23 protein-coding genes and 1 other RNA gene are annotated in these 22,812 nt (G+C 33.9%); 19 read left to right on the forward strand and 5 right to left on the reverse strand.

Features of this window, described 5'->3' with window-relative positions; genetic code table 11:
* Nucleotides 1-1,071 carry a substrate-binding domain-containing protein gene (locus tag ACW9JY_RS04490; RefSeq protein WP_457283539.1) on the reverse strand — a complete coding sequence of 357 codons (1,071 nt, stop codon included), beginning with the start codon at nt 1,069-1,071 and terminating at the stop codon, nt 1-3.
* A 364-nt stretch (nt 1,072-1,435) separates the two neighbouring features.
* Between ACW9JY_RS04490 and ACW9JY_RS04495 the strand changes: the two genes are divergently transcribed.
* From ACW9JY_RS04495 to uvrB, 10 genes are all read left to right on the forward strand, one after another.
* Nucleotides 1,436-2,482 (forward strand): dipeptidase, encoded by a 1,047-nt coding sequence (locus ACW9JY_RS04495; protein WP_457283540.1) that lies wholly within the window; start codon nt 1,436-1,438, stop codon nt 2,480-2,482.
* Nucleotides 2,483-2,552: 70 nt separating this feature from the next.
* On the forward strand, nt 2,553-3,254 hold the full coding sequence (locus ACW9JY_RS04500) for a hypothetical protein (protein ID WP_457283541.1): 702 nt from the start codon (nt 2,553-2,555) through the stop codon (nt 3,252-3,254).
* A 26-nt stretch (nt 3,255-3,280) separates the two neighbouring features.
* Nucleotides 3,281-3,856 (forward strand): thymidine kinase, encoded by a 576-nt coding sequence (locus tag ACW9JY_RS04505; RefSeq protein WP_103076816.1) that lies wholly within the window; start codon nt 3,281-3,283, stop codon nt 3,854-3,856.
* A gap of 18 nt (nt 3,857-3,874) precedes the next feature.
* Nucleotides 3,875-4,699: an aldo/keto reductase gene (locus tag ACW9JY_RS04510; RefSeq protein WP_457283542.1), complete on the forward strand. Its 825-nt coding sequence runs from the start codon at nt 3,875-3,877 to the stop codon at nt 4,697-4,699.
* A gap of 76 nt (nt 4,700-4,775) precedes the next feature.
* Nucleotides 4,776-4,875: signal recognition particle sRNA small type (gene ffs / locus ACW9JY_RS04515), an RNA gene on the forward strand.
* 99 nt (nt 4,876-4,974) lie between these two features.
* Nucleotides 4,975-5,652, forward strand: a complete 678-nt coding sequence (locus ACW9JY_RS04520) for a class I SAM-dependent methyltransferase (protein WP_457283565.1) — start codon at nt 4,975-4,977, stop codon at nt 5,650-5,652.
* Nucleotide 5,653: 1 nt separating this feature from the next.
* Nucleotides 5,654-6,406 (forward strand): energy-coupling factor ABC transporter ATP-binding protein, encoded by a 753-nt coding sequence (locus tag ACW9JY_RS04525; protein ID WP_457283543.1) that lies wholly within the window; start codon nt 5,654-5,656, stop codon nt 6,404-6,406.
* Entirely contained in the window at nt 6,397-7,203 is an 807-nt protein-coding gene (locus ACW9JY_RS04530) for an ATP-binding cassette domain-containing protein (protein WP_457283544.1), read from the forward strand. Before ACW9JY_RS04525 ends, ACW9JY_RS04530 begins: the two co-directional genes overlap by 10 nt.
* A 20-nt stretch (nt 7,204-7,223) precedes the next feature.
* Nucleotides 7,224-8,447, forward strand: coding sequence for a hypothetical protein (locus tag ACW9JY_RS04535; protein WP_457283545.1), 1,224 nt, complete (start codon nt 7,224-7,226; stop codon nt 8,445-8,447).
* A gap of 45 nt (nt 8,448-8,492) precedes the next feature.
* Nucleotides 8,493-10,469, forward strand: a complete 1,977-nt coding sequence (gene uvrB, locus ACW9JY_RS04540) for an excinuclease ABC subunit UvrB (RefSeq protein ID WP_457283546.1) — start codon at nt 8,493-8,495, stop codon at nt 10,467-10,469.
* A gap of 34 nt (nt 10,470-10,503) precedes the next feature.
* Here the strand turns inward: uvrB and ACW9JY_RS04545 are convergent, their stop codons facing one another.
* Genes ACW9JY_RS04545 through ACW9JY_RS04555 form a run of 3 tightly spaced genes read right to left on the reverse strand, consistent with a single transcriptional unit; the run spans nt 10,504 to nt 14,333 of the window.
* Nucleotides 10,504-10,863, reverse strand: a complete 360-nt coding sequence (locus ACW9JY_RS04545) for a hypothetical protein (RefSeq protein WP_457283547.1) — start codon at nt 10,861-10,863, stop codon at nt 10,504-10,506.
* A 17-nt stretch (nt 10,864-10,880) separates the two neighbouring features.
* Nucleotides 10,881-12,701 (reverse strand): translation elongation factor 4, encoded by a 1,821-nt coding sequence (lepA, locus tag ACW9JY_RS04550; RefSeq protein WP_457283548.1) that lies wholly within the window; start codon nt 12,699-12,701, stop codon nt 10,881-10,883.
* Nucleotides 12,702-12,761: 60 nt separating this feature from the next.
* On the reverse strand, nt 12,762-14,333 hold the full coding sequence (locus tag ACW9JY_RS04555) for a dynamin family protein (protein WP_457283549.1): 1,572 nt from the start codon (nt 14,331-14,333) through the stop codon (nt 12,762-12,764).
* Nucleotides 14,334-14,616: 283 nt separating this feature from the next.
* Here ACW9JY_RS04555 and ACW9JY_RS04560 point away from each other — a divergent pair, with 283 nt between their 5' ends.
* The 6 genes from ACW9JY_RS04560 to ACW9JY_RS04585 all read left to right on the forward strand — a co-directional run bounded on the left by ACW9JY_RS04560 (nt 14,617) and on the right by ACW9JY_RS04585 (nt 19,167).
* The gene (locus ACW9JY_RS04560; protein WP_457283550.1) at nt 14,617-15,579 is read left to right on the forward strand and encodes a 2-hydroxyacid dehydrogenase; all 963 of its coding nucleotides are present in this window, start codon (nt 14,617-14,619) and stop codon (nt 15,577-15,579) included.
* Nucleotides 15,580-15,589: 10 nt separating this feature from the next.
* Nucleotides 15,590-16,240, forward strand: coding sequence for an endonuclease (locus ACW9JY_RS04565; RefSeq protein WP_457283551.1), 651 nt, complete (start codon nt 15,590-15,592; stop codon nt 16,238-16,240).
* The gene (tsaE, locus tag ACW9JY_RS04570) at nt 16,219-16,698 is read left to right on the forward strand and encodes a tRNA (adenosine(37)-N6)-threonylcarbamoyltransferase complex ATPase subunit type 1 TsaE (RefSeq protein WP_457283552.1); all 480 of its coding nucleotides are present in this window, start codon (nt 16,219-16,221) and stop codon (nt 16,696-16,698) included. The genes ACW9JY_RS04565 and tsaE overlap by 22 nt, the downstream gene beginning before the upstream one ends.
* 4 nt (nt 16,699-16,702) lie before the next feature.
* The gene (locus tag ACW9JY_RS04575; protein ID WP_457283553.1) at nt 16,703-17,701 is read left to right on the forward strand and encodes a hypothetical protein; all 999 of its coding nucleotides are present in this window, start codon (nt 16,703-16,705) and stop codon (nt 17,699-17,701) included.
* Nucleotides 17,694-18,719: a tRNA preQ1(34) S-adenosylmethionine ribosyltransferase-isomerase QueA gene (queA, locus tag ACW9JY_RS04580; protein ID WP_457283554.1), complete on the forward strand. Its 1,026-nt coding sequence runs from the start codon at nt 17,694-17,696 to the stop codon at nt 18,717-18,719. Before ACW9JY_RS04575 ends, queA begins: the two co-directional genes overlap by 8 nt.
* 73 nt (nt 18,720-18,792) lie before the next feature.
* Nucleotides 18,793-19,167, forward strand: coding sequence for a flagellar protein FlaG (locus ACW9JY_RS04585; protein ID WP_457283555.1), 375 nt, complete (start codon nt 18,793-18,795; stop codon nt 19,165-19,167).
* A 3-nt stretch (nt 19,168-19,170) separates the two neighbouring features.
* Here ACW9JY_RS04585 and ACW9JY_RS04590 read toward each other — a convergent pair whose 3' ends face one another.
* Complete coding sequence (locus ACW9JY_RS04590) at nt 19,171-20,076, reverse strand: tRNA dihydrouridine synthase (RefSeq protein WP_457283556.1); 906 nt, start codon at nt 20,074-20,076, stop codon at nt 19,171-19,173.
* A gap of 613 nt (nt 20,077-20,689) precedes the next feature.
* On the opposite strand from ACW9JY_RS04590, the gene ACW9JY_RS04595 reads away from it, so the two are divergent.
* The 3 genes from ACW9JY_RS04595 (at nt 20,690) to ACW9JY_RS04605 (ending at nt 22,571) form a co-directional block, all read left to right on the forward strand.
* Nucleotides 20,690-21,961 (forward strand): MFS transporter, encoded by a 1,272-nt coding sequence (locus ACW9JY_RS04595; protein WP_457283557.1) that lies wholly within the window; start codon nt 20,690-20,692, stop codon nt 21,959-21,961.
* Between the two features lie 118 nt (nt 21,962-22,079).
* Nucleotides 22,080-22,409 carry an ATP-binding cassette domain-containing protein gene (locus ACW9JY_RS04600; RefSeq protein ID WP_457283558.1) on the forward strand — a complete coding sequence of 110 codons (330 nt, stop codon included), beginning with the start codon at nt 22,080-22,082 and terminating at the stop codon, nt 22,407-22,409.
* Complete coding sequence (locus tag ACW9JY_RS04605) at nt 22,410-22,571, forward strand: hypothetical protein (protein ID WP_457283559.1); 162 nt, start codon at nt 22,410-22,412, stop codon at nt 22,569-22,571. It begins immediately after the preceding gene.
* Nucleotides 22,572-22,812 lie beyond the last annotated feature (241 nt).

The following is a 22,812-nucleotide window of genomic DNA, read 5'->3' on the forward strand; positions in this document are numbered from 1 at the left end:
TCACTTGATTTTTTGCCCGGTTGAATCTCGCCATACTAGTTCAACAGGCAAAGTAATTTTGAAATTCTCGCTTTTATTTTCACCTTCGATGATTGAAGCTAAGTATTTTGCCGCAACCTCACCCATATTTCGTAAAGGTTGCCTTACAGTGGTAAGATTTGGGAATATACTTTGCGCTATTGGTCTATCATCAAATCCATATAATTTCACTTTTTCAGGTACCGAAAGACCTCTTACTTGCAACGCTGTCAAAGTACTTACGGCTACAATATCGTTACAACAAAATATAGTATCCACATGGTACTTCAAACATTTGTCTATAGCCCTGTCCATCTCATTTTTCCCAACTATTTCGCTATAAACGGGAATATTATGCTCTTTACATGCATCGGACATTCCGTTATATCTTTCTTTCACGGAGCTAATAGAAAAATCTTCTTCAGAGAAAAACATGGTAGATTTTACTGTTGAATTTTGAATAAGCTCTTTTGTCAAGTGATATGCACCTAAGTAATTATCAGATTGAACAAGTGGTTTCCTAATATCGTTAACTGTTTTATCTACAAAAACCATAGGAACCTCTTTTTTTAATAACCTTTTGAAAATTTCATCTTCTACCAATTCTTTTGTGGGAAGGATTATATATCCTTTTGGATTAGAAGAGAGAATATATTTCATTTTTAATTTCGTTATAGTGGAATTAGAATCTATGAACTGAACGAAAGGTTCGTATTCTGTGTTGTGATAAGCCTTCTCAATCCCCGCCAATATTTCAAAAGATAAATATTCATGTGAAATAGGAAGAACAACACCTATTTTGTTTTTTTCTTGCATAGAACTTGAAGATAACCCTTTTATAGGAGAGACAAACGTTCCCAAACCTTGAATTCGATAAAGGTAACCTTCAAAAACTAATTTATCTAGTGCTTTTCTGACAGTTTCTCTACTTACTTTAAATTCTTTGGCTAACACCTTTTCGGATGGTATCTGTTCATCAGGTTTATATGTTCCGTTTTCTATATTTGCTAACAAAAAATCCTTTATTTTTTCGTATTTTGGTTTGTTATTCATATTCTTTCACTCCTTATGTACATACATGTCTAGACATATTATACCAATACATTTTAAATAAACAAAATCCGATTAACGGCAACTAAATCCATTTAAGGGTAATTATTTTCGATTATATGGATTTATCTCCATTTTTTAAAGAATTTGAAGAATTTATTAAATAATAGTATAATTAAAAAACCGATAACCTTCACGGTGGATTGCGATGCAAAGGAATCAGGGACTTTTTCCTTATGGGAGTGCAGCGAAGCGAAGCCTTACCACCTCTTTTCCTTATGGGTGGGCAGCGGGGCGAAGGGGCGCTATATACAATTTTTTAGAGTTCCTAAGGCCAAAAAATAAAAAAGATTGAGGAGGAAATATTTTGATTAATTCAAAAGAACAAGCTCATAAAATCTTAGAAGAAAATCTTGTAATCGATGCACATTTCGATTTACTAATGGATGTAGCAAATCAAAGAAAATTTGGAATCCATAAAGTGATAGAAACCGATCATCTCGACAATTTTCGCAAAGGCGGACTAAATGCCGTAATTTCCTCTTTGTTTATCGAAAGTTTTTTAACCCCTGAAATCTCATTAAGAGAGGCTTTAGACCAAATCAGCTCATTTTACCAGGAATTAGAAGAATCAAGCGATTATTTAATGTTATGTAAATCATACGAAGATATAATTAAAGCAAAAGAAAGTAATAAAATCGGAATATTTTTATCTTTTGAGGGTGTTGAACCCTTATACAACGATTTAGATTTACTCGATATCTTTTATCGTTTAGGTGTAAGATTTGTTGGATTGACTTGGAGTAGAAGAAACTATGCTGGTGATGGAAGTAAGTTTTTACCACCAGACCCAACGAAAAATTCAAATGGTTTATCTGATTTTGGAATAGATCTTGTCAATAAGGCTCAAAGTTTAGGTATGATAATAGATGTTAGCCATTTGAACGACAAAGGATTTTGGCAAGTTATTGAACTTACTAAAGGACCTATAATAGCTTCCCATTCTAATTGTAGAAAGATAGTAAACTTAGAAAGAAATCTCTCTGATTCACAGATAAAAGCGATAGCAGATACCAACGGTGTAATAGGAATAAACGCCTTTAACAAAATCGTCGCCAAGGATCCGGAAAAAGCCAACGTTGACGATTTAGTTAAACATATAGATCACATTGTAAATTTAGTTGGAATTGAGTATGTTGGTTTAGGATTTGATTTCTGTGAGCATTTAAAAAAATTCAACCCCCAGTTTGTTAACGAACTTAATCCATCTCCATCTTTTCAAGTTTTAGATAACCATTCAAATATTGTGTTACTCGTTGAGAAATTACTGCAAAGGGGATATGGTGAAGAAAACATAAAAAAGATCTTGGGAGAGAATTTTTCAAGGGTGTATAAAAAGGTACTAATTGATTAGAAATTTTAAATCAGTAATTTATAAAAATATGATAAAATTGAAAAGAGAAAACATATGAAGGAGTTAAGGGATGCCAGGATATTTAACACACATTATCTTCGGTCATAAGATTTTTCCAAACAGTTTGAAAAATGTGAAGATGTTTAACCTTGGACTGATGGGTCCAGATATCTTTTATTACAATATTTCTGATCCCAAATATCACATTATTGGTGAAACGTTGCATAATGTTGATTTAACAAGGTTAATAGAAGAACTTCAAAAGGAAAGCCCAGAGTATGCCTTAGGTTTATACTTACATTCTTATCTTGATATGAAAATACATCCACGAATCCATATTATAGAAAGAAACACTGGCAAATCACATACTAAAATAGAAACCTTGATCGATGCAGCTTTATTGAAAAAAGAATGGAACACCACGGTTTTCAGGTTAGACAAGCATTTCTTCCCCAATAAATTACCAGCCAGGTTTATGAGAATCTTTGATGAAGTTCTTTACGAATATTACGAGGTAGAAGATGTGAATATTAAAAATTTGTATGACGTTTTTTTGAAAAACTTTTTCTTCTTATACAAATGGTATCCTATTAAGGCGGTTGCTTCATATGTGCTCTACGTTGTTTCCATGGGAAGATTCAATTACAAGGACTATTTTATATTTAGAACCCCTTCCTTGGATATTCTGAATGATTTTGGAATAGAAACATTGTGGAAAGAGTCTTTGAATGAAATTGATCAACTACTATCCGAAAAATTTGATCAAAACTAACGAAAAAAGGGATGTGAAACTTTAATATGGCAACAGGAAATTTAGTAGTAATTGTTGGACCTATGTATTCTGGTAAAACTTCCGAATTAATCTCTTTTATTGAAATTTACACCCTCGGGAAAAAGAAGATAAAAGTCTTTAAACCTTTGTTAGATAAGAGATACAATGAAACTTACATTGTATCGCACTCTAATACTTCCGTTAAAGCAATTCCCATAAATAATTCCGCTGAAATTTTACCTCAACTTGAGGGAGACGAAAAAGCGGTTTTTATAGATGAAATCCAGTTTTTAGACGAGCCTCTTAGAGAAGTGGTTGTCGAGATGATCAATTCTGGTAAGGATGTTTATTGTGCGGGCTTGGATTTGAGTTATAAAAATAATCCATTCAAAGTTACCTCACTTTTAATGGCCCATGCAGACACGGTGATTAAAAAGAAAGCTGTTTGCCATGAATGTGGAGAGTATAGAGGTACAATATCTTACAAAATTGTGGAAAACGGTGGAGAAATAGATGTTGGTGGTTTTGAAAAATATATCGCCGTCTGTAGAGATTGTTACTTGAAGTTGAATGAAAAAAAACAAAATCAAAATAAATCATAAAAACAAGGGGGTTGATCTATGCGAATTACAAACATCTACGATAAAGCGGAATTAGCCAACAAAGTGAAAATCCCTTGGTTGGGATATGGGACATACAAAGCCCATGGAGATGAATTGATAGAGGGTGTAAAGTACGCTTTAAGTCTAGGATACAGGTTGATAGATACCGCTGAAATGTACGAAAACGAAGAAGAGATAGGTAAAGCAATCAGACAGAGTAAAATACCAAGAGATGAAATTTTTATAACCTCAAAAGTATGGAATACGAATCAAGGTTTTGAAAGTACTTTAAACTCTTTTGAGAATTCATTAAAAAGGTTGGGAACAGACTATTTAGATTTATACTTAATTCACTGGCCTGTAAGTGGAAAATATATAGAAACCTGGAAAGCCCTTGAAAAATTATATAAGGAAGGTAGAGTAAGGGCTATTGGTGTGAGTAATTTTTTAATTCATCATCTCCAAGATATAATAAATAACTGTGAAATTACCCCTATGGTGAATCAAGTAGAATTTCATCCATACTTATTGCAAAGAGATCTTTTAGATTATTGTCAAAGGAACAAAATACAGCTTGAAGCTTGGAGTCCTTTAATGAGAGGGAGAGTCTTAAACATTTCTCAGATAGTAGACATAGCAAATAAGTATAAAAAAACTCCCGCACAAATAGTATTAAGATGGGACTTGCAACATGGTGTGGTAACTATACCCAAGTCTGTACACAAAGAAAGAATAAAAGAAAATGCTGATATTTTCGATTTTGAACTAACAGAAGAAGAAATGAAGATAATTGACAATTTAGACCAGAGTAAAAGATTTGGGGCAAATCCTGATGATTTTTAAGGTTAACATAGGTTTTAACAAGATTAATTGATTTTTCAACAATGAAGTGCTATAATATGAGAGCACCATTACAGGAGGCTGGGTCCTGCGCAATAGGAACCCGTGAAACTGGTCAGGCCCGGAAGGGAGCAGCCATAAGCGGAGATTTCTATGTGCAGCAGGGAAACCCAGCCATCTTTAATAATTTTGGAGGTACAAAAAAATTGGCACGAAAAAAGAAAAATAAGAACGAATATGAAGATGTTCAAATATACGGTCCTGATGATATCGCTTTCATGAAAGTTGATGAGGTAATCAAAAAAGTTAATAGCGATCAGAAACCCATTAAAGAAAAAGAAATCAAAAGAACACCTTCTTTTGAGCATTACTACAGCGAAAACCCAACGTCAGAATTAACTGTAAAAGAATTAATTTTAAAATTAAGAAACGGGCATAAGTATCTATTTAAAGCCCCATCTGGGGTGTATGGAAAGAAAAGGATAGACAGGGCAAGCATTTTATTGATTGAAAAAGTAGAACTAACAAATGAAAAAGTTTTAGACATGGGGTGCGGATACGGAGCAATAGGTATAGCCTTAAAAAAAGAGTTTCCTGACATCGATTTGTATATGAGTGACATAAATAACAGAGCCATTGATTTTTCTAAAATAAACGCTAAAAACAACAATGTAAACGCTGTGATCAAACAAGGAAATCTATTCAAACCATGGGAAGATGACTACTTCGATGTCATTGTTACCAACCCTCCAATAGTCGCTGGTAAGAAAGTATTACATGAACTGATCGAAGGATCCTATTACCATTTGAATGAGAATGGCAAGATGTATTTAGTTGCTTACCACAATAAGGGTGGGAAAGCATTAGAAAATTACATGGAGCAAATTTTTGGTAACGTAAAAGAGTTAGAAAAATCTGGAGGTTTTAGAGTATATTTTTCAATAAAGAGGGGTTAGGATGTTTTTTGGATGCAAAAATCTTTCTTTCAGTTATTATGAAAAAAAGGTACTAACAAATATCAATTTAGACGTCAAAAAAGGCGAATTTATCGGTTTAGTTGGGAGTAATGGAAGTGGAAAATCTACGCTTCTAAAGCTTCTTTGTGGTATTTTATCCCCTCAAGAGGGAGAAGTAATTATCAAAGATCAAAAATTAGATGAACATAATAGAATAAAGGTAGGTTATATTTTTCAAAACCCTGAAAATCAAATTATAGGGGTCACCGTCGAAGAGGATGTGGCTTTTGGGCTAGAAAACATAGGGGTCCCAAGAGAAAAAATGCTAGAAAGAATCGAGTGGGCCCTTTCAACGGTAGGATTAGAAGGGTTGAACCACGCAGACCCAAATGCATTATCTGGAGGGCAAAAACAAAGGCTTGCAATAGCCTCTATTCTGGCAATGGAACCTGAGATTATACTCATGGATGAACCTACTTCAATGCTAGATCCAAAAGGTCGAAGTGAAATCTACAAAGTTATACACAATCTCAGAGAAATAGGAGAAACGATTATAATTGCTACTCATCATTCTTCTGACCTGGAACATGTAGACAAAATCATCGCTCTCAACGATGGAGAGATTGTTTATGAAGGAGACAAGGATCAATTTTACAAGAATAACGTTATCCAATCTGAGCTACCTTTCAACGAAAAAATTAACAGACACTTTCATACGGATTTGAAAAAGTTGGTTGATGAACTATGTCGATAATACTTGAAGATGTAAGTTTTACTTACTCCTTGAATACACCTTTTCAAAAGTCAGCCCTAACAAATATAAATATAGAAATTAAGAAAGGTGATTTGTGGTTATTCGTTGGACATACAGGATCCGGGAAAACTACGTTAATGAGTTTACTGAATGGATTACTTATACCTCAACAAGGACGAGTGTTAGTTGAGAGACTATCCACAAAGGACAAAAAGGTCAACATAAAAGATATCAGAAAGAAAATAGGTATAGTTTTTCAATACCCAGAATCGCAATTTTTTCTTCCCACAGTAAGGGAAGAAATAATGTTTGCACCAAAAAATTTTGGGGTTCAACTAAGTGATGATTTACTAAAGTACTATTTAGACTTGGTAAAGTTACCGGAATCATACCTTGAAAAAAATCCATTTGAACTCTCAGGAGGAGAAATGAGAAAGGTAGCGATTATCTCTGTTCTCTCCTATAACCCTGATTATATAATCTTTGACGAACCCACTGTTGGATTGGATTACCTGACAAAAACTTCTATATTCAACCTTATAAAAGAACTTCACAACTTGGGAAAGACCATAATAATATCAACCCACTGGATAGACGAATTCGCCAGTTTGAAACCTAACGTACTGTTGTTAAAAAAAGGCGAAGAAGCTTTTAAAGGCAATTTTGATGATTTTGTTTTGCTAGATGAAAAAACTCTTTGGGAAGCTGGTATAATATTCAATGAAAAGATGCAACTGTATAAATGTGCTATAAAATCAGGAAAAAAGGAATTAGCTGAAAAGATTTCATCTATTTAAAGTTGAGAGGATGGTGAAAATTGAAAAAGATTATCACCATATCAATTTTTGTTTCAATCTTTTTATTGCAGCTTTTTTCTCAGTCGAGCGAGGTTATCGATCTAAGAAGAAGTTTTTTGATATACACAGAAGGTGATTCCAGTATTGGTTCCTTGTTGGAACAATATTTAAAAGATGATCTTGAAAAACAAGGAAAATATAGGGTATTAACAAAAGATGATCTGTTATTAGAAAATCTCAGAGAAATGATCGAAAACGAAGATTATATGAAAAAAAATTTAGATGCAGATTTTTTAGTCCATATTCAAATACTTGAAAGCTTCCCTAACTTAGAGAAAACCGAAGAATTAATATGGTGGGAGTATCGTATACTAGCGAAGGTCAACGTCGTCAAAATTTCCACAGGAGAAAATATCTATTCTAAACTTCTTACTTCAAGTGGCACCTCATATATAAATGCTAGTACCAGCGATTTTGAAGCGTTATACTATTCAAGAAGATCCGCTGCCAATAATCTCGCCTCTTCTATCGCCACAGAGTTGAACAAACTTTTTAAAATAAAAGCCAATATTATCGCTATAGAAAATAAATATGTTCATATAGATGCTGGCAGAAACGTTGGAATAAGAAAAGGTATGATGTTTGAATTTGTAATCACTAAAGAATTAAATGGACAGTTTTATGATCTTCACGGTGGGAAATTAATAGCCGAAGAAGTCTGGGATAACAACAGTTTGTTGAAGATACTCGAAGCCCCAAAAAATTTCAACTACCAAGATGAAAATGTTTACGTATTAGAAAATCCAACTCTTTCTCCAATAAAGACCATCACTAGAATATATTACGTTAACGAAGGATTTGAAAAGAACGGTGTTGGGTTCGAAGCAGGATTCGATAATTATGAACACCTATATACTGGATTTTCTTTTGTGTTCTTGTTCGATGAAAACACATTTGATGGTGATTTTGATTTCAAATTAGGTTATCTTAACTATCTATCAGAAACGGATGCAACCCTTTTGATGGGAATCTTAGTAGGGTTGAAAAGTGTTACAGCTTCGGATGATTCGTCGGCTGTTTACTTTAAACTCACACCAGTTATTGATTATAGTTATTATATGAACGAAACCTTAGGATTATACACGGAAGTAGGATACAATTTCTTATTCCCCATGGGAGAGGTAGGAAATATCGAAACGACAAATGATTTTAAAATCAGCGCAGGATTCACCTTTAGATTCTAAATCTACTAGAATCTAAAGCAGAGGTTGAATGGAGGTGTATTTATTGTGTTTGAGCTTCGTTCAGAATACGAGCCTCAAGGAGATCAACCAAAAGCAATAGAAGAACTCTCTTCTGGGATCAATAAAAATTATAGATTTCAAACTTTATTGGGAGTTACTGGATCTGGTAAAACCTATACAATGGCTAATATTATTGCAAACGTGAATCGACCAACTTTAGTGCTCTCCCCGAATAAAATCTTAGCTGTTCAACTATACAACGAATTCAAAGAGTTTTTTCCAGAAAATAAAGTAGAATTTTTTATAAGTTATTACGATTACTATCAACCAGAAGCCTACATCCCCTCGCGAGACATATACATAGAAAAAAATGCAGACATAAACGATATTTTAGTCAAAATGAGGCTTTCAACGTTAAAATCAGTTTTAACAAGGAGAGACGTAATTGTAGTTTCAAGTGTTTCAGCTATCTATGCGTCGGGAAACCCTGATGACTTTTCCAACATAAACCTTTATTTGCGAGTGAATGAAGAGTATTCTAGAAGAGAGATCCTTATTAAACTCGGTAAAATGCAATACACAAGGCAAGAAAAAGATTATCTTGGTGGAACGTTCAGATGGAAGGGTGATGTTTTAGAAATATTTCCTCCCTACGAAGATTTTGGAATAAGGGTAACTTTCTTTGATAATGAAGTCGAAAAGATCCAAGCTCTGGACGTATTCAACAGAACTATAATAGAAGAATTTGATAAAATTACTATTTATCCAGCGAAAGAATTTGTAACCAGTCAGGAAAAGATTTTTTCAGCTATTGAAAGAATAAATGCCGATCTGCAAACCCAAATAGAATATTTTAAAAGGGAAGGAAAACTTTTAGAGGCTCAACGAATAGAACAAAGTGTACGTCAAGATGTGGAATTTCTTCAAACATTGGGATATTGCAAAGGGATAGAAAATTATTCAAGGTATTTCGATGGAAGAAGTCCTGGAGACCCTCCGTGGACCCTTTTGGATTACTTCGACGAGGATTTTATTACGTTTATCGACGAATCCCACATAGCCGTACCACAGTTAAGAGCAATGTTCAGAGGAGATTACGCGAGGAAGAAAAACCTAGTTGACTACGGATTTAGGCTACCGTCTGCCTTAGATAACAGACCTTTAAGATTCGAAGAGTTTTTAGAAAGAACCAATCAAATAGTCTTTGTATCAGCTACCCCAGGTCCATTTGAAATGGAAGTATCAGACCAAATAGTTGAACAAATCATTAGACCTACAGGGCTTGTGGATCCAAAGGTTGAAGTAAAATCTACGGAAGGGCAAGTGGATGATTTCATATCCGAAGTAAAAGAGGTCGTAGAAAGAGGAGAAAGGGCTCTAGCGGTGGTTTTGACGAAGAAAGATGCAGAAATTCTCTCGGACCATTTGAACCTAATGGGCATTAAATCACTGTATCTACACTCAGAACTGGACACAATTGAAAGGTCAGAGGTAGTGAAAAAGCTAAGAAACGGCGAAATTGAAGTAGTTGTGGGTGTAAACTTACTAAGAGAAGGGCTGGATTTACCGGAAGTTTCTCTGGTCGCCATAATGGATGCAGATAGAGAAGGGTTTTTAAGATCTGAAACAACATTGATTCAAACGATTGGTAGGGCTGCAAGAAACGTTCAAGGAAAGGTATTACTATATGCCGACAGAATAACGGAGGCTATGAAAACCGCCATCGACGAAACCAATAGAAGAAGAGAAATACAGATTCAATACAATATAGATAACAACATCACTCCAAGAAGCATCATTAAAAAATTACCGGAAGATATATTTGCGCCGTTCAAAGATAACGAGGTAAAAGAAGAAGATTATATATTTGCCGTAGAGGAGAACCTCTCTCCAGATGATTACTTAGCCATGCTTGAAGAAAAAATGTACGAAGCGGCATCCGAATTAAAATACGAAGAAGCAGCAAAGTACCGAGACGAGATCAAAAGGATAAAAAGAAAATACAACATAAAACAAAATTGACTATAAAAAAATAACTTAAAAAGGTGTAGAAATTCTACACCTTTTCTTTTTCCTGATTCGTGTGTAAACTTCTTACCTTTTTTCTCAAAAATCTATCAGTATCAAAGAAGAATCTGAAAAGTCCCCAAATGAATATAAAAAATATACATAATGTAATCCACAACATTTCAACTTCTCCCATAGCCCCAAAAATGCCTGTTCCTCTTATTCCAGTAATTATAAATGCCAACAACCACTCTTTACTCAAAAGAGCTACAATGGTTATAGCAAAAAGAATCCATGGTTGGTTAATAACCAAGGAAAACACAAATAAAGAAGCCAAACCGGCAATCCATAAGATTATTCTGTAGATGATTCTACCTTTACTTTTGCTCTCTTTTAAATCTCCTGCCAACTTTGACACCTCCAAATCTATTCTTCATCTTCATTGACTTTCAACAAAGCCAAAAATGCCTCTTGCGGAATATTGACCTTACCAATCTCTCTCATCCTTTTTTTACCTTCTTTTTGCTTTTCTAGCAATTTCATCTTTCTTGTCACATCTCCACCATAACACTTTTGAAGGACATCTTTTCTTAAGGCTTTAATAGTGGATCTCGCTATTATCTTACCCTTACAATATGCTTGTATAGGTATCTCGAACTGATGTCTGGGAATTAAATCCCTTAATTTATCTACTAATTTTCTTGCAAGTGTATAACTCTGGCTCTCATGAACTACGTAAGACAAGGCGTCGACTTTCTCTCTATTTATTAAAATTTCTAACTTCACTAAATTAGACTCTTTGTATCCAGTTATCTCGTAATCCATAGAGGCGTAACCTTTACTGATAGCCTTCATCTTATCAAAAAAATCGAAGATCAAATCAGCCAAAGGAATTTCAAAATGTAAAACTACCCGATTTTTACCTGCATTTGATACATGAGAAAAATTACCTCTTTTTTCGACTTGAGCAAGATTGATTAAATCTCCCATATAATCAGGCGGCGTGATAATATCCAACTTGCAAAAAGGTTCGTAAACTTTCTCTATCAAATCTTCATCAGGAAACTCTGAAGGATTCGTAATTTCTATTTCTTCCCCATTTCTTAGCTTGGCTTTGTAAATTACACTCGGAACAGTAAGGATAACGGCAAGTTCAAACTCCCTTTGCAAACGTTCTTTAACAACTTCCATGTGAAGTAAGCCCAAAAAACCTACCCTAAAACCATATCCCATAGCGGGGGAACTTTCGGGTGTGAACACAAGAGAGGCATCATTCAATTTCAACTTTTCAAGAGCCTTTCTTAAATCCTCATAATATTCAGGTAAGCCTGGATAAAGTCCAGCATAGACCATAGGTTTTACTTCTTTGTACCCAGGAAGAGGTTTTTCTATGGGATTTAGCGCATCAGTAATTGTATCTCCTACTCTTGCTTGCTCAATATCTTTTATCCCCGCTATAATATAACCTATTTCGCCAGCGGACAAATCCTCTGTCTCTATCATCTCTGGGTGAAAGATCCCAACCTCTGTAACTTCATAGGTTCCTTCAGACGCCATTAATTTAATCTTATCGCCTTTTTTTACCTTCCCACCAAATATTCTACAATAAACGATGATTCCTTTGTACTTATCGTACTTAGCATCGAATACCAGACCTTTCAACTTGTCTGAAGTATTGCCTTTGCTAAGGGGAGAAGGGACCTTTTGAATAATCAATTCCAGTAAATCTGTAACACTCTCTCCAGTTTTAGCACTAATAGGGATTATTGAGTCAGCTTCGATACCAACCAAATCATTTATCTCCAACATTGTTTCATCAATATTTGCAGTGGGAAGATCTATTTTGTTTATTGCACCTATGATTTCCAAATTGTTTTCCAACGCTAAATACGTGTTAGTAACCGTTTGGGCTTGCACACCTTGAGTGGCATCGACCAATAAAATAGCACCTTCACATGCTGCCAAACTTCTTGAAACTTCATAGGTAAAATCAATATGTCCGGGAGTGTCCAGAATATTTAGCTCATACTCATTACCATCTTTTCCAGTATAAAAAACCTTGACCGGATGTGATTTTATAGTAATTCCTTTCTCTCTTTCAAGGTCCATTGAATCTAAATACTGTTCTCTCATATTTCTTTCATCTATTGAATGCGTCAATTCCAGTATTCTATCCATCAAAGTTGTTTTTCCATGATCAATATGTGCAATTATTGCTATATTTCTAATAAAATTGGGATCAAACAAAAAAGAAAGCACCTCCACAAACCTAAAAATATAGAAATATTATATCATAAATAAGAGAAACTAAAAAGACTTACTGCTGATAGATGACTCTATATCTTCCAATTGTCTTGTGTAATCATCAATTCTTTCTTTTAGATCTTTGAAATGTTCTAGGTTATTTATTTCGTTTTTAAATGCTTCGTAGTTTTCAAACATACTTGTTTGCATTTTTACTTTTAAGCTATTTAAAAAAGATTCAACATTAGTTCTAAGTGTATTTTCTAAAGCCTTCATTTGATTAGAAATTTCATTATCCAATCTCTTCTGAACACTTTTAGAGATGTATAACCTGTTCAACAGATTTTTGTTTTTAAACGTCACTGTTTTAAAGGTTCTATTTAAAATTGTGTTGATTTCTTTCTCCAAATCTTCCTGAAAATCGTCAAAAAATTTATCAACATCAGATTTTAACTTTTCATTTAAGAAAGAATCCTTTCCTAATCTTTCAACAACTTCTTCTTTATCAAAAAATTTATCTATTCTTCTTTTTTCTTCATCGATAATATATGTGATTTCTCTTTTTATTTTCTCTTCCAGTATATTTGATCCCTCTTTTATAAATTTAGTAATCTCGTACTCGATCAATTCCTTCACTTTTTTCTGCGTTTTATAAAAGTTTAAGATTGAATCTTTCAAATTAGTTAACTTACTCAAGTAATAATTTTTTATAGAATCATTAATTGACTCAAACCTAATATTCAAAAAAGAATGGTTCTCGTCTAAGAATGCATTAAGGGTTTCATAATATCTTTCAAGAAGTTCCAATTTCTCGATTTTTTCGTTCAAAATGTTGCTATTTTGGTCAACGGAAAATCTAATCTTACCTATAATTGTTTTCAATTTCATTCTTTTCTTGTCATGACTACCTATTTCGTTAAAAATGTACTCTCTAACCTGTTGGAACCCACTATCATCTTTAGACTCAATTTCTAACTTAGCTGAAGTTAAAAAGATTTTGGGATCATTCAAATCTATTTTGTTGCATCTATTTATAAGTTCTTTTTTAGCAGTTTCTATCTCTTCTTGTGAAGCTCTATCCTTCTGGGAAAGAATAAAGATGACATCTTTTTTCAAATCCTTGATAATCTTTTCAATCAAATCCCAATCGCTTTTTGTGTATATATTTTTCGAGTCGAAAACAAACATTATCAGATTGCTATTTTCTAAAAAATCTCTAGTAATCTTTTCATGTTTCTCCATTATTGTGTCCGTTCCTGGGGTGTCTATTATCTCTATTCCTTCCAAAGAATCCAAATCTTTGTAGATTGTAACCATATCACCTTTTGTTTCAACGTTTCCTTGACCCTTTCGAACGATTGTTATTTTGGAAGTCTGAGGTCCTGGTCCAACCTCAAAGATATTCTCTTCTCCTTCTTTAATTCCAAGTAAAGCGTTTAAAAAACTACTTTTACCAGCTTTAACTTTGCCTACAACCACAAAATTGAAAAGTGTTTCGAATTCGCTCTTTACTTCGTCAATTTTATCTTTAATCAAAAAAGAATTCTTGTTGATAAGGTCTAAATAATCGTTCAACAAGGCTTTTAACTTAGACTCTTCTTTCTTGAATTTATCGCTAACTAAAGATATCCCCATAGAACACCACCTCTCATTTTTGAATTCAACTTAATTATATTACATATGTCATTGATTTTTTACTAAATTATAAAGAAGCAAAAAAAGCTTTTTGCATAAAGCAGTAAAATTTATTGCTCAGCTTTTTAATATGATATAATTAAATAGCATATTCAAGAATATTCTATGGGGCAAACCCCTCTTCAATTCATCTTTATGGGCGGGCTGCGGGGCGAAGGGACGCTATAAAACTTTTAAAGTCTAAGGCATTAAAATGCATAATCCCAATTTAGGAGGTTAAAAAATGAAAAAAGTCTCAATAACCTACAAAATCCCTGAAGCAGGTATAGATTTGCTAAAAGGCAAGTACGATATTTGGGTTAATCCAAAGGATAAGCTACTCACCAAAGAAGAACTAAAAGAAATAGCAAAAGAATCTGACGCATTAATTACCATGTTGGCAGATCCGATCGATAGTGAAGTGTTAGAAGCAGGTAAGGATAGATTAAAAATCGTCGCAAATTACGCTGTGGGATACAACAACATCGATATTCAAAAGGCAAAAGAGTTAGGAATATATGTAACTAATACCCCTGACGTATTAACCGAAACCACCGCTGATTTAGCCTGGGCGTTGATGTTAGCTGTTGCTAGACGGATCGTAGAGTCTGATGCCTTTACAAGAGAAGGTAAATTTGATGGTTGGAAGCCTGAATTGTTTCTTGGAACCGATGTGTACGGTAAAACCTTGGGTATCATAGGATTTGGAAGTATAGGTCAAGCGGTCGCCAGAAGGGCAATAGGGTTCAATATGAAAGTTTATTATTATCAGAGGCATCGGCTTTCCAGCGAAGAAGAGAAGGCTGTGAATGCTGCTTATTTACCGCTGGATGAACTTTTGAAGGTTTCTGATTATGTGAGTTTACATGTGCCTTTAACTAGCGATACTTATCATATGTTGGATAGAGAAAAACTATCGCTATTAAAGAAATCTGCTTTTATTATTAATACGGCAAGAGGTCCAGTAATTGATGAACAAGTGCTATACGAAAAATTAAAAAATAAAGAGATTGCAGGAGCAGCGTTAGATGTGTATGAGAATGAACCTCAATTGACACCTGGATTAAAAGATTTAGAGAACGTAGTAGTAACACCGCACATTGGATCTGCATCACACGAGACGAGAAGTCGAATGGCTCAGATGGTAGCAAAAGATATCATTCAAGCTTTGGAAGGAGAAACACCTGAACATCTAATATGGAGGTAGAAATTAAATATTGAATAGAGTTTATGAAATATACAAGGATCTTTACGATTATTATGGTCCACAGCATTGGTGGCCCGCAGACGATTGGTTCGAAGTGACTGTGGGGGCTATTTTAACACAAAATACTTCCTGGAACAACGTCGAAAAATCTATTGAAAATTTGAAGCAACGTGATCTATTAGAACCAGAAAAACTATCTAAAATCGAAGAAGATGATTTAGCACAATTAATAAGATCTTCCGGTTTTTACAATCTTAAAAGTAAACGTTTGAAAAACTTCTTAGAATGGTTAAAAAAATATAATTATGATACAGATAAGATTAAAAATAAAAGTGTAACCTCTTTAAGGGAAGAACTGTTAAGTATAAAAGGAATAGGAAAAGAAACCGCTGATTCGATACTTTTATACGCTTTTGAAATGCCGGTTTTTGTGATCGATGCTTATACGAAGAGAATGTTTTCACGATTGGGTTTAATATTGTCTAGAGAATACGACGAGTTTCAAAATTTCTTTGAGAAAAACCTGACAAAAGATGTTCAGCTTTACAACGAATACCATGCGTTGATAGTTAAACATTCAAAAGTTTACTGTAAAAAAACACCTAAATGTTCTAATTGTTTTCTAAAAGAAAAATGTAGTTGGGGAGTGAACAACCTATAATATCTTACAACAAACTCAACCTAAAACAAATCCAAAAATTAGGAGAAACTATTTCTAAATATCTTTTCCCTGGTGCAAAATTACTACTTTTTGGTAATTTGGGAACGGGGAAAACTACGTTGACATCGCATATAGTTAACAGCTTGAGCAAAAGCCCTATAAACGTAACAAGCCCTACTTTTTCTCTAGTAAAGGTATATGATACAAATCCAACTATATATCACGTTGATTTGTATAGGTTAAACGAGCCACAAGAGATAGAGTATTTGGATGTCTTTTTGGATCCTAAAGGGATATATATAATTGAATGGGCAGACTTTTTGGATTACTTAACCCCCGAAGAAAGATTGGAGATTCATATTTCCTACAATGAAGATATTAGGTATAGGGATGTAAAAATCGAAGGATTTGGTGAAAAGTACAAAGAGATGGAGGCTAATATAGAAAAGGAGCAGTAGTTTTGTGTCAATTCAAAGGATTTTTAACGTTATCTCAGAAAAAGATTACAAAGAACATAGCCAAAAAACTAGAAAAATAGTTGAAAAGGCTAATAGCATTCTCAGAAAACCTCGAGAACTAAACGAAAGAAAAATGTTTTGGATATACAGAGTTTTAGGAAAAGATGCCGAACTAAAAATACCAAAAAAGCACATAAACGATTTTCAATTTCTGATAATGCATATTTTAAAAAAACCAAAAGAGAATAGATTCAATGATTTAAAAAGCTATTACAAGTTAAAAGAAGAAACGATTGAGAACCTGAAATTTTTACTTTTTCCAGACAAGTTTCCACCTGGTAACTACAATGAAAAACTAAAAAAGTACGGGGTTGAGTTTTACAATCCTCAAGTTATATTGAAAAGACTGGATTTTAAAGATTTTATAGACTTATACGCACTAATAACATACATACCTTTAGATGTGAAAACTCCCTTTGTACAAGACCTCATAGACGAGATCCTAAGCATAGATCCTCTTGATACAAAGATCTCATTGTACAAAAAAATAAAAGAAATATTTAAAAGTTTAGGTCCTTACGAAAAACAGATGGTGGAACTTCATCTCAAAAACGTGTCTTACTACCATTATAGGCTCATGAGCAAAGGATCGGTTAAAGGAGTTATTATCGATGGTAGTAACGTTGTAAGGTACAACGATCAAGAAAGTATAGTTAGATTGGTTGATTTGCTGGATAATCTCTACATAGAAAATATGACGTTTTTCCCTGCAATAATAGTATTCGATAAAAACATTGAATACGTTTTAAAAAGCGAGGATGACAAGGACATTTTAAAAAAAATGTCCGAAAAAAAGAGGATTTACTTTGAATCACCTGCGGATGAATTGATCGTTCATTTTAGTAATAAACTTGGTTATTACATGATTTCACAGGATAAATATAATGAATATCAGTTTGATAAAGACAAATTATTGGAACTGCGGAGGTTTTTTGATGAGTGAACAAAGTTTCGACTTAGAGCAATATAACTACGAGTTACCTGAAGAGCTTATAGCCCAAGAACCTGTTGAACCAAGAGATAGCTGCAAGTTGATGGTGCTAAATAGAAGAGTAAAAAGTATCGAACACAAAGTTTTTAGGGATATAAAAAATTATTTACGACCTGGCGATTTGCTTGTTTTAAATAATACTAGAGTTATCCCTGCAAGATTATACGGTAAAAAGGAAACAGGTGCAAAAGTTGAAGTTTTACTTTTAGAAAAAAATGGAAACGATAAAACATGGAAAGCTTTGGTAAAGCCTGGTGGAAAGATAAAAAAAGGTAACAAACTTATCTTTGAAGACAATTTAGTTTGCACGGTAGTAGAACATTTGGAAGATGGTTCTAGAATTTTAGAATTTGACGATCCCAACTTTTTTTCAAAATTGCCAAGAATTGGCGAAGTCCCTTTACCGCCTTACATAAAAAAACAGATTGACGATCCAGAAAAATATCAAACTACCTACGCAAAAAACAATGGTGCGGTGGCTGCACCAACCGCTGGTTTACATTTCACACAAGGGTTAATAGATGAGCTCACTGATTACGGCGTAAATTTCACTGAAGTTACGCTTCATGTAGGTTTAGGAACCTTCAGACCCGTTAAAGAACCAGACATTAGAAACCATCAAATACACGAAGAGTATTATATTGTATCAAAAAGTGTACTTCGAGATATAGTCAGAGCCAAAGCTAATGGTAAAAGGGTCATAGCCACAGGAACAACGGTTGTTAGAACGCTCGAAACTATTGCCAGAAATCCTGACAAACTCGCTGGTAGAACAGATCTATATATTTACCCACCATTTGAATTTAAAATAATTGACGCCATGATCACCAATTTTCATCTACCTAAATCTTCACTTCTTTTTCTAGTTTCAGCGTTTGCGGGTCGTGATTTTATTATGAACTCATATGAAATTGCAAAAGAAAATAAATATCGATTTTTTTCTTTTGGTGACGCCATGTTTATAATTTAATTTCTAAATATTAAAGTTTATTAAATATCAGACGATAAAAAAGTGAATAATAATTTCAAGGTCGGGTGATATTATGGGAATATCAAACATTGGGGGTAAAGAAGATTTTTCCATTAACAATCCTATATCTAATAGACAGCACATTGAAATGGCGAATGCCAATCAGAGAAATCCTGAAAATTCAAACCAGCCGATTCAAAAAGAAGAGGTTATGCCAGACGAGCTTGACAAAGTCACAAAAATAATTGAAGATAGATTAAAAAAATTATCCGAAATATTCAAAGGAGAGGCGAAGTTTGAAATAGAAAGGGATTTGGATATTATTATTGTAAAAATTATAGATAAAGACAGTAAGCAAATTATAAGACAAATACCACCTGAAGTGTCCGTCAAACTTGCCAAAGCCCTAAACGATGTTCAAGGCATATTACTTGATGAGATAGCATAATTATTAATGTTTTAATGTTGTATAAACCAATTCGGCGACATCGTTATAAGTTAAAAGTAAATGCAACTTTCTTCTTACCTCCTTTGAGCCTTCAATACCAGAAAAGTATTTCATTAATACTTTTCTGAATTTTTTTACTGCGTAAACCTCTGAACCATAGAATTCTATCGTAAGTTTCAAGTGCTCTAAACAAGTATCTATTCTCTCATCTAAAGTTGGATTATAATTATTCTTTGTGAATATCCAAGGGTTACCAATAGCGCCCCTTGCAACTAAAATAAAATCCGCACCATAATTCAACAAATAATCATCTATATCTTTTTTACTAAACACATCACCGCTAGCCCCTAAAGGAATACGGATCTTCCCCTTTAACTTTTTTATTACTTCTCTATTTGCAATTCCACTGTACATTTGTGACCGAGTTCTACCATGAACAATAATATAATCAGAACCTGCTTCTTGGACTGTTTGAGCCACTTCTTCAATATTTATTTGATCGTATCCTAATCTTACCTTTACTCCTACGGGTAAATCAATACTCTTTTTAAGAGTAAAAACGATATCTCCCAATAATTTTGGATCTTTTAACAAAGCTGCCCCTGAACCTTTTTTCACAACTTTATTAACAGGGCAAGCAGCGTTTATATCGATCCAACTAGCTAAACTCTGGACAGCTTTAGCTGCTTCGACAAATTTTGTTGTGTCGTTGCCAAAAAGTTGCACGCCTATATTAGCCTCACCCTTTTGGGGAAGCATTTTTTCAACCTTTTCATTTTCCCTTATTATGGAATCTACTGAAATCATTTCTGTAAAAGTAAAATCAGCCCCAAATCTTCTGCAAATTTCCCTAAAAGGGTAATCAGTATAATCCGCCATCGGAGCTAAACCAATTTGATTTTCTAACATCCACTTACTCCTCCCGAACCATATTCGTAATTTATTTTAGCTTTTTTCGTTAAACAGGTATATACACCAATTTTAAATCTCTATACAATAAGTAAATTCAAAAATTTTTAGTAAAAATATAAAAATTATTGAATTTTTTTACTTTTTTACTTGACAATTTTTATTTTATCTGTTATAATTTTTGTGAAATCTTCGAATTATGTTTAAAATAATTAAAGGGGGTTATAAAAATGTTGAGAAGACCACAGAAAAAAATTAAAAAGGTAGAATCTTATTACACGGCTTATGATTTACTATCTGATGAATTATGGCAGGTTTATCTCGAAAACATCAGAAAATTGTAAAAGTAAAAGAATATGGGTGGGGAGCAGGAAGCCCCTCTCCACCTTCCTTAAATGGGTGAGATGGGGAGCAGGAAACCCTTCTCCACCTTCCTTAGATGGGTGGGCAGAGCGAGGGGGTAAAGATTCTCTTTCCTTATAGGGTGGGGAGCGGGGCGAAGGGGTAAAGATTCTCTTTCCTTATAGGGTGGGCTGCGGGGCGAAGGGGCGCTATTAAAGAAGTTTTAGAGTTTCTAAAGGCAATAAAAAAGATTAAAACAGGGGGAAATTCTATGACAAAAGAGCAAAAAAGAAACTTTTGGCTATACTCCACAGGTAGGCTTGTATCTTTAATAGGAAGTGGCGTACAATTGATTGCTTTACCACTGTATATTCTTGATCTTACAGGCTCTGGAACCCTTATGGGTACATTTACTTTTTTAAGCATGGTTCCAGGCTTGATTTTTTCACCGATAGCAGGGGTTTTAGGAGATCGAATGAATCGAAAGAAAATTATGGTGAATATGGACTATTTACGAGGTATAATTATACTTTTTATGGCATATTCAGCCTATCAAGGTTGGATGAACATCACCTTTATCTTCACTGCCCAAGTATTTATTTCTATATTAGACAGTGTTTTCGGTGGCTCAACCGGTGCGATGCTCCCAGACTTGGTTCCTATTGAATTCCTCACCAAAGCTAATTCGGTAAATTCTTCAATAAATAGTGTTTCTAATATTATAGGACCCATCCTCGGAGGAATCATATACGGATTTGGGGGAATCAAAGTTGTGTTTCTTATAAATGGAATTTCTTTCGTTATTTCTGCTATAAGCGAAATGTTTATTACTTACGTACCACATTTTGAAGGTAAGCAGAAAATATCCTTTAAATCCATGTTTTCAGACATCAAAGAAGGCTTAGTTTTTATAAGAGAAAGAAAAGGTTTGAAAGAACTGTTTTTGTTTGCAATGATTGCCAATTTTATAATGTCACCAATTTTTATGATTGTCTTTCCTTATGTATTAAGGCAAGAAATTGGATTTACGAGCGAACAGTATGGAATCACACAATCTTCTTTTACCGTGGGGATACTAATTGGCAGTATTTTAATTGGCACTATTTTTTATAAGAGTAATCCCAAAAAATCGATGACACTTGGTTTAATAGCAGAGGCAATTATGTTTTTCATTATCTCAACTTTATTTTTTCCACATGTTGTTACCAATTTTGGAGGTGCATCATGGACTTTATTAATAATTTTATACATAAACCTTATGGTAATAGGCGTGTGTAATGCTTTTATAAATATACCTATTAATACCAACCTGCAAAAAATGACACCAACCAAAGTAAGATCTCGTGTTTTTACAGTTTTGGGGTTGATTTCTCAAGGAGCTATACCTGTTGGCTCGTTGATATTTGGCACTCTTTTAGATTTAATGAGGGGATATCAACTTACACTGTTTGCAAGCATAGCATCAGCTATTGTAACCATCCTCTTTTTAAAAATTGCACCAGAAGAAACCTTTAATCCCAAACCTGTTACTGAAGAAGTATAAAAGTCAAACCTTGATAAAATCAATTTATCATTTGTTGTTTAATGCTTTTATGAAACACAGCGTGAATACTCTCCAGGTAAAAGAACACCCCGAAAAGGGTTCAAGGAAAAGATGAAAGATGGCTTTAAACACAAAACGAAGGGGTAATGAACCCTTATTCAACATGACGGTCAAAGAAAACATAATGTTGGACGATGAATTCACTGAAGAGGAATTCATGAAGGCGGTAAAGAAAGCGAAGGTAGATAAATTCATAGGGCTTTTAGATGAAGGATACGACACGGTAGTGGGAGAAAGGGGAAGTAAGTTATCTGATGGACAAAGGCAGAGAGTAGCAATAGCAAGAGCATTGATAAGGGAACCAAAAGTATTGATACTGGATGAAGCAACGTCAGGGGTAGATTCACAGACAGAAGAAGAAATATTCGATGAATTGAAAGAATACTAGATGACTCTGATAATAATATCCCACAGATTATCGACGATAAGAAAAGCTGGCAAGGTGATATTATTGAAAGATGGGGTGATAAGAGGAGAAGGAGCACACGAAGAGTTACTAAAAAAATCCCACATTTACAAAGAAGTAATAGAAAGCCAGTTGGTAGTATGAAAGATTAATTAGCCATTATTTTCAAGAGAACCTAATTTCTGAAAAGACGCCCAACATGGGCGTTTTTCAAATATTGAATAATTAACCAAAATGCTCTTTGAAAATCTAGATAATTCTTCAAAAATGGAAAAGTAGTTAGAAATGAAGAATTTTTAGGAAAAACACTCATAAAAGAGGACAGTAATCCATATTTGACACGAAGCTTAAACGAATTTGAAACACCTAAAAATATATGTTAAAA

The sequence above is a fragment of the Petrotoga sp. DB-2 genome (assembly GCF_054051725.1).

Bases quoted from the DNA above. Each gene is read 5' to 3' on its own strand.
- ACW9JY_RS04500 (WP_457283541.1), top strand. From the start codon at position 2,553: ATGCCAGGATATTTAACACACATTATCTTCGGTCATAAGATTTTTCCA.
- ACW9JY_RS04530 (WP_457283544.1), top strand. From the start codon at position 6,397: ATGTCGATAATACTTGAAGATGTAAGTTTTACTTACTCCTTGAATACA.
- ACW9JY_RS04525 (WP_457283543.1), top strand. From the start codon at position 5,654: ATGTTTTTTGGATGCAAAAATCTTTCTTTCAGTTATTATGAAAAAAAG.
- ACW9JY_RS04505 (WP_103076816.1), top strand. From the start codon at position 3,281: ATGGCAACAGGAAATTTAGTAGTAATTGTTGGACCTATGTATTCTGGT.
- ACW9JY_RS04490 (WP_457283539.1), bottom strand. From the start codon at position 1,071: ATGAATAACAAACCAAAATACGAAAAAATAAAGGATTTTTTGTTAGCA.
- ACW9JY_RS04510 (WP_457283542.1), top strand. From the start codon at position 3,875: ATGCGAATTACAAACATCTACGATAAAGCGGAATTAGCCAACAAAGTG.
- ACW9JY_RS04590 (WP_457283556.1), bottom strand. From the start codon at position 20,076: ATGTTAGAAAATCAAATTGGTTTAGCTCCGATGGCGGATTATACTGAT.
- ACW9JY_RS04520 (WP_457283565.1), top strand. From the start codon at position 4,975: ATGAAAGTTGATGAGGTAATCAAAAAAGTTAATAGCGATCAGAAACCC.
- ACW9JY_RS04605 (WP_457283559.1), top strand. From the start codon at position 22,410: ATGACTCTGATAATAATATCCCACAGATTATCGACGATAAGAAAAGCT.
- ACW9JY_RS04555 (WP_457283549.1), bottom strand. From the start codon at position 14,333: ATGGGGATATCTTTAGTTAGCGATAAATTCAAGAAAGAAGAGTCTAAG.
- ACW9JY_RS04585 (WP_457283555.1), top strand. From the start codon at position 18,793: ATGGGAATATCAAACATTGGGGGTAAAGAAGATTTTTCCATTAACAAT.
- queA (WP_457283554.1), top strand. From the start codon at position 17,694: ATGAGTGAACAAAGTTTCGACTTAGAGCAATATAACTACGAGTTACCT.
- ACW9JY_RS04600 (WP_457283558.1), top strand. From the start codon at position 22,080: ATGGCTTTAAACACAAAACGAAGGGGTAATGAACCCTTATTCAACATG.
- ACW9JY_RS04595 (WP_457283557.1), top strand. From the start codon at position 20,690: ATGACAAAAGAGCAAAAAAGAAACTTTTGGCTATACTCCACAGGTAGG.
- ACW9JY_RS04560 (WP_457283550.1), top strand. From the start codon at position 14,617: ATGAAAAAAGTCTCAATAACCTACAAAATCCCTGAAGCAGGTATAGAT.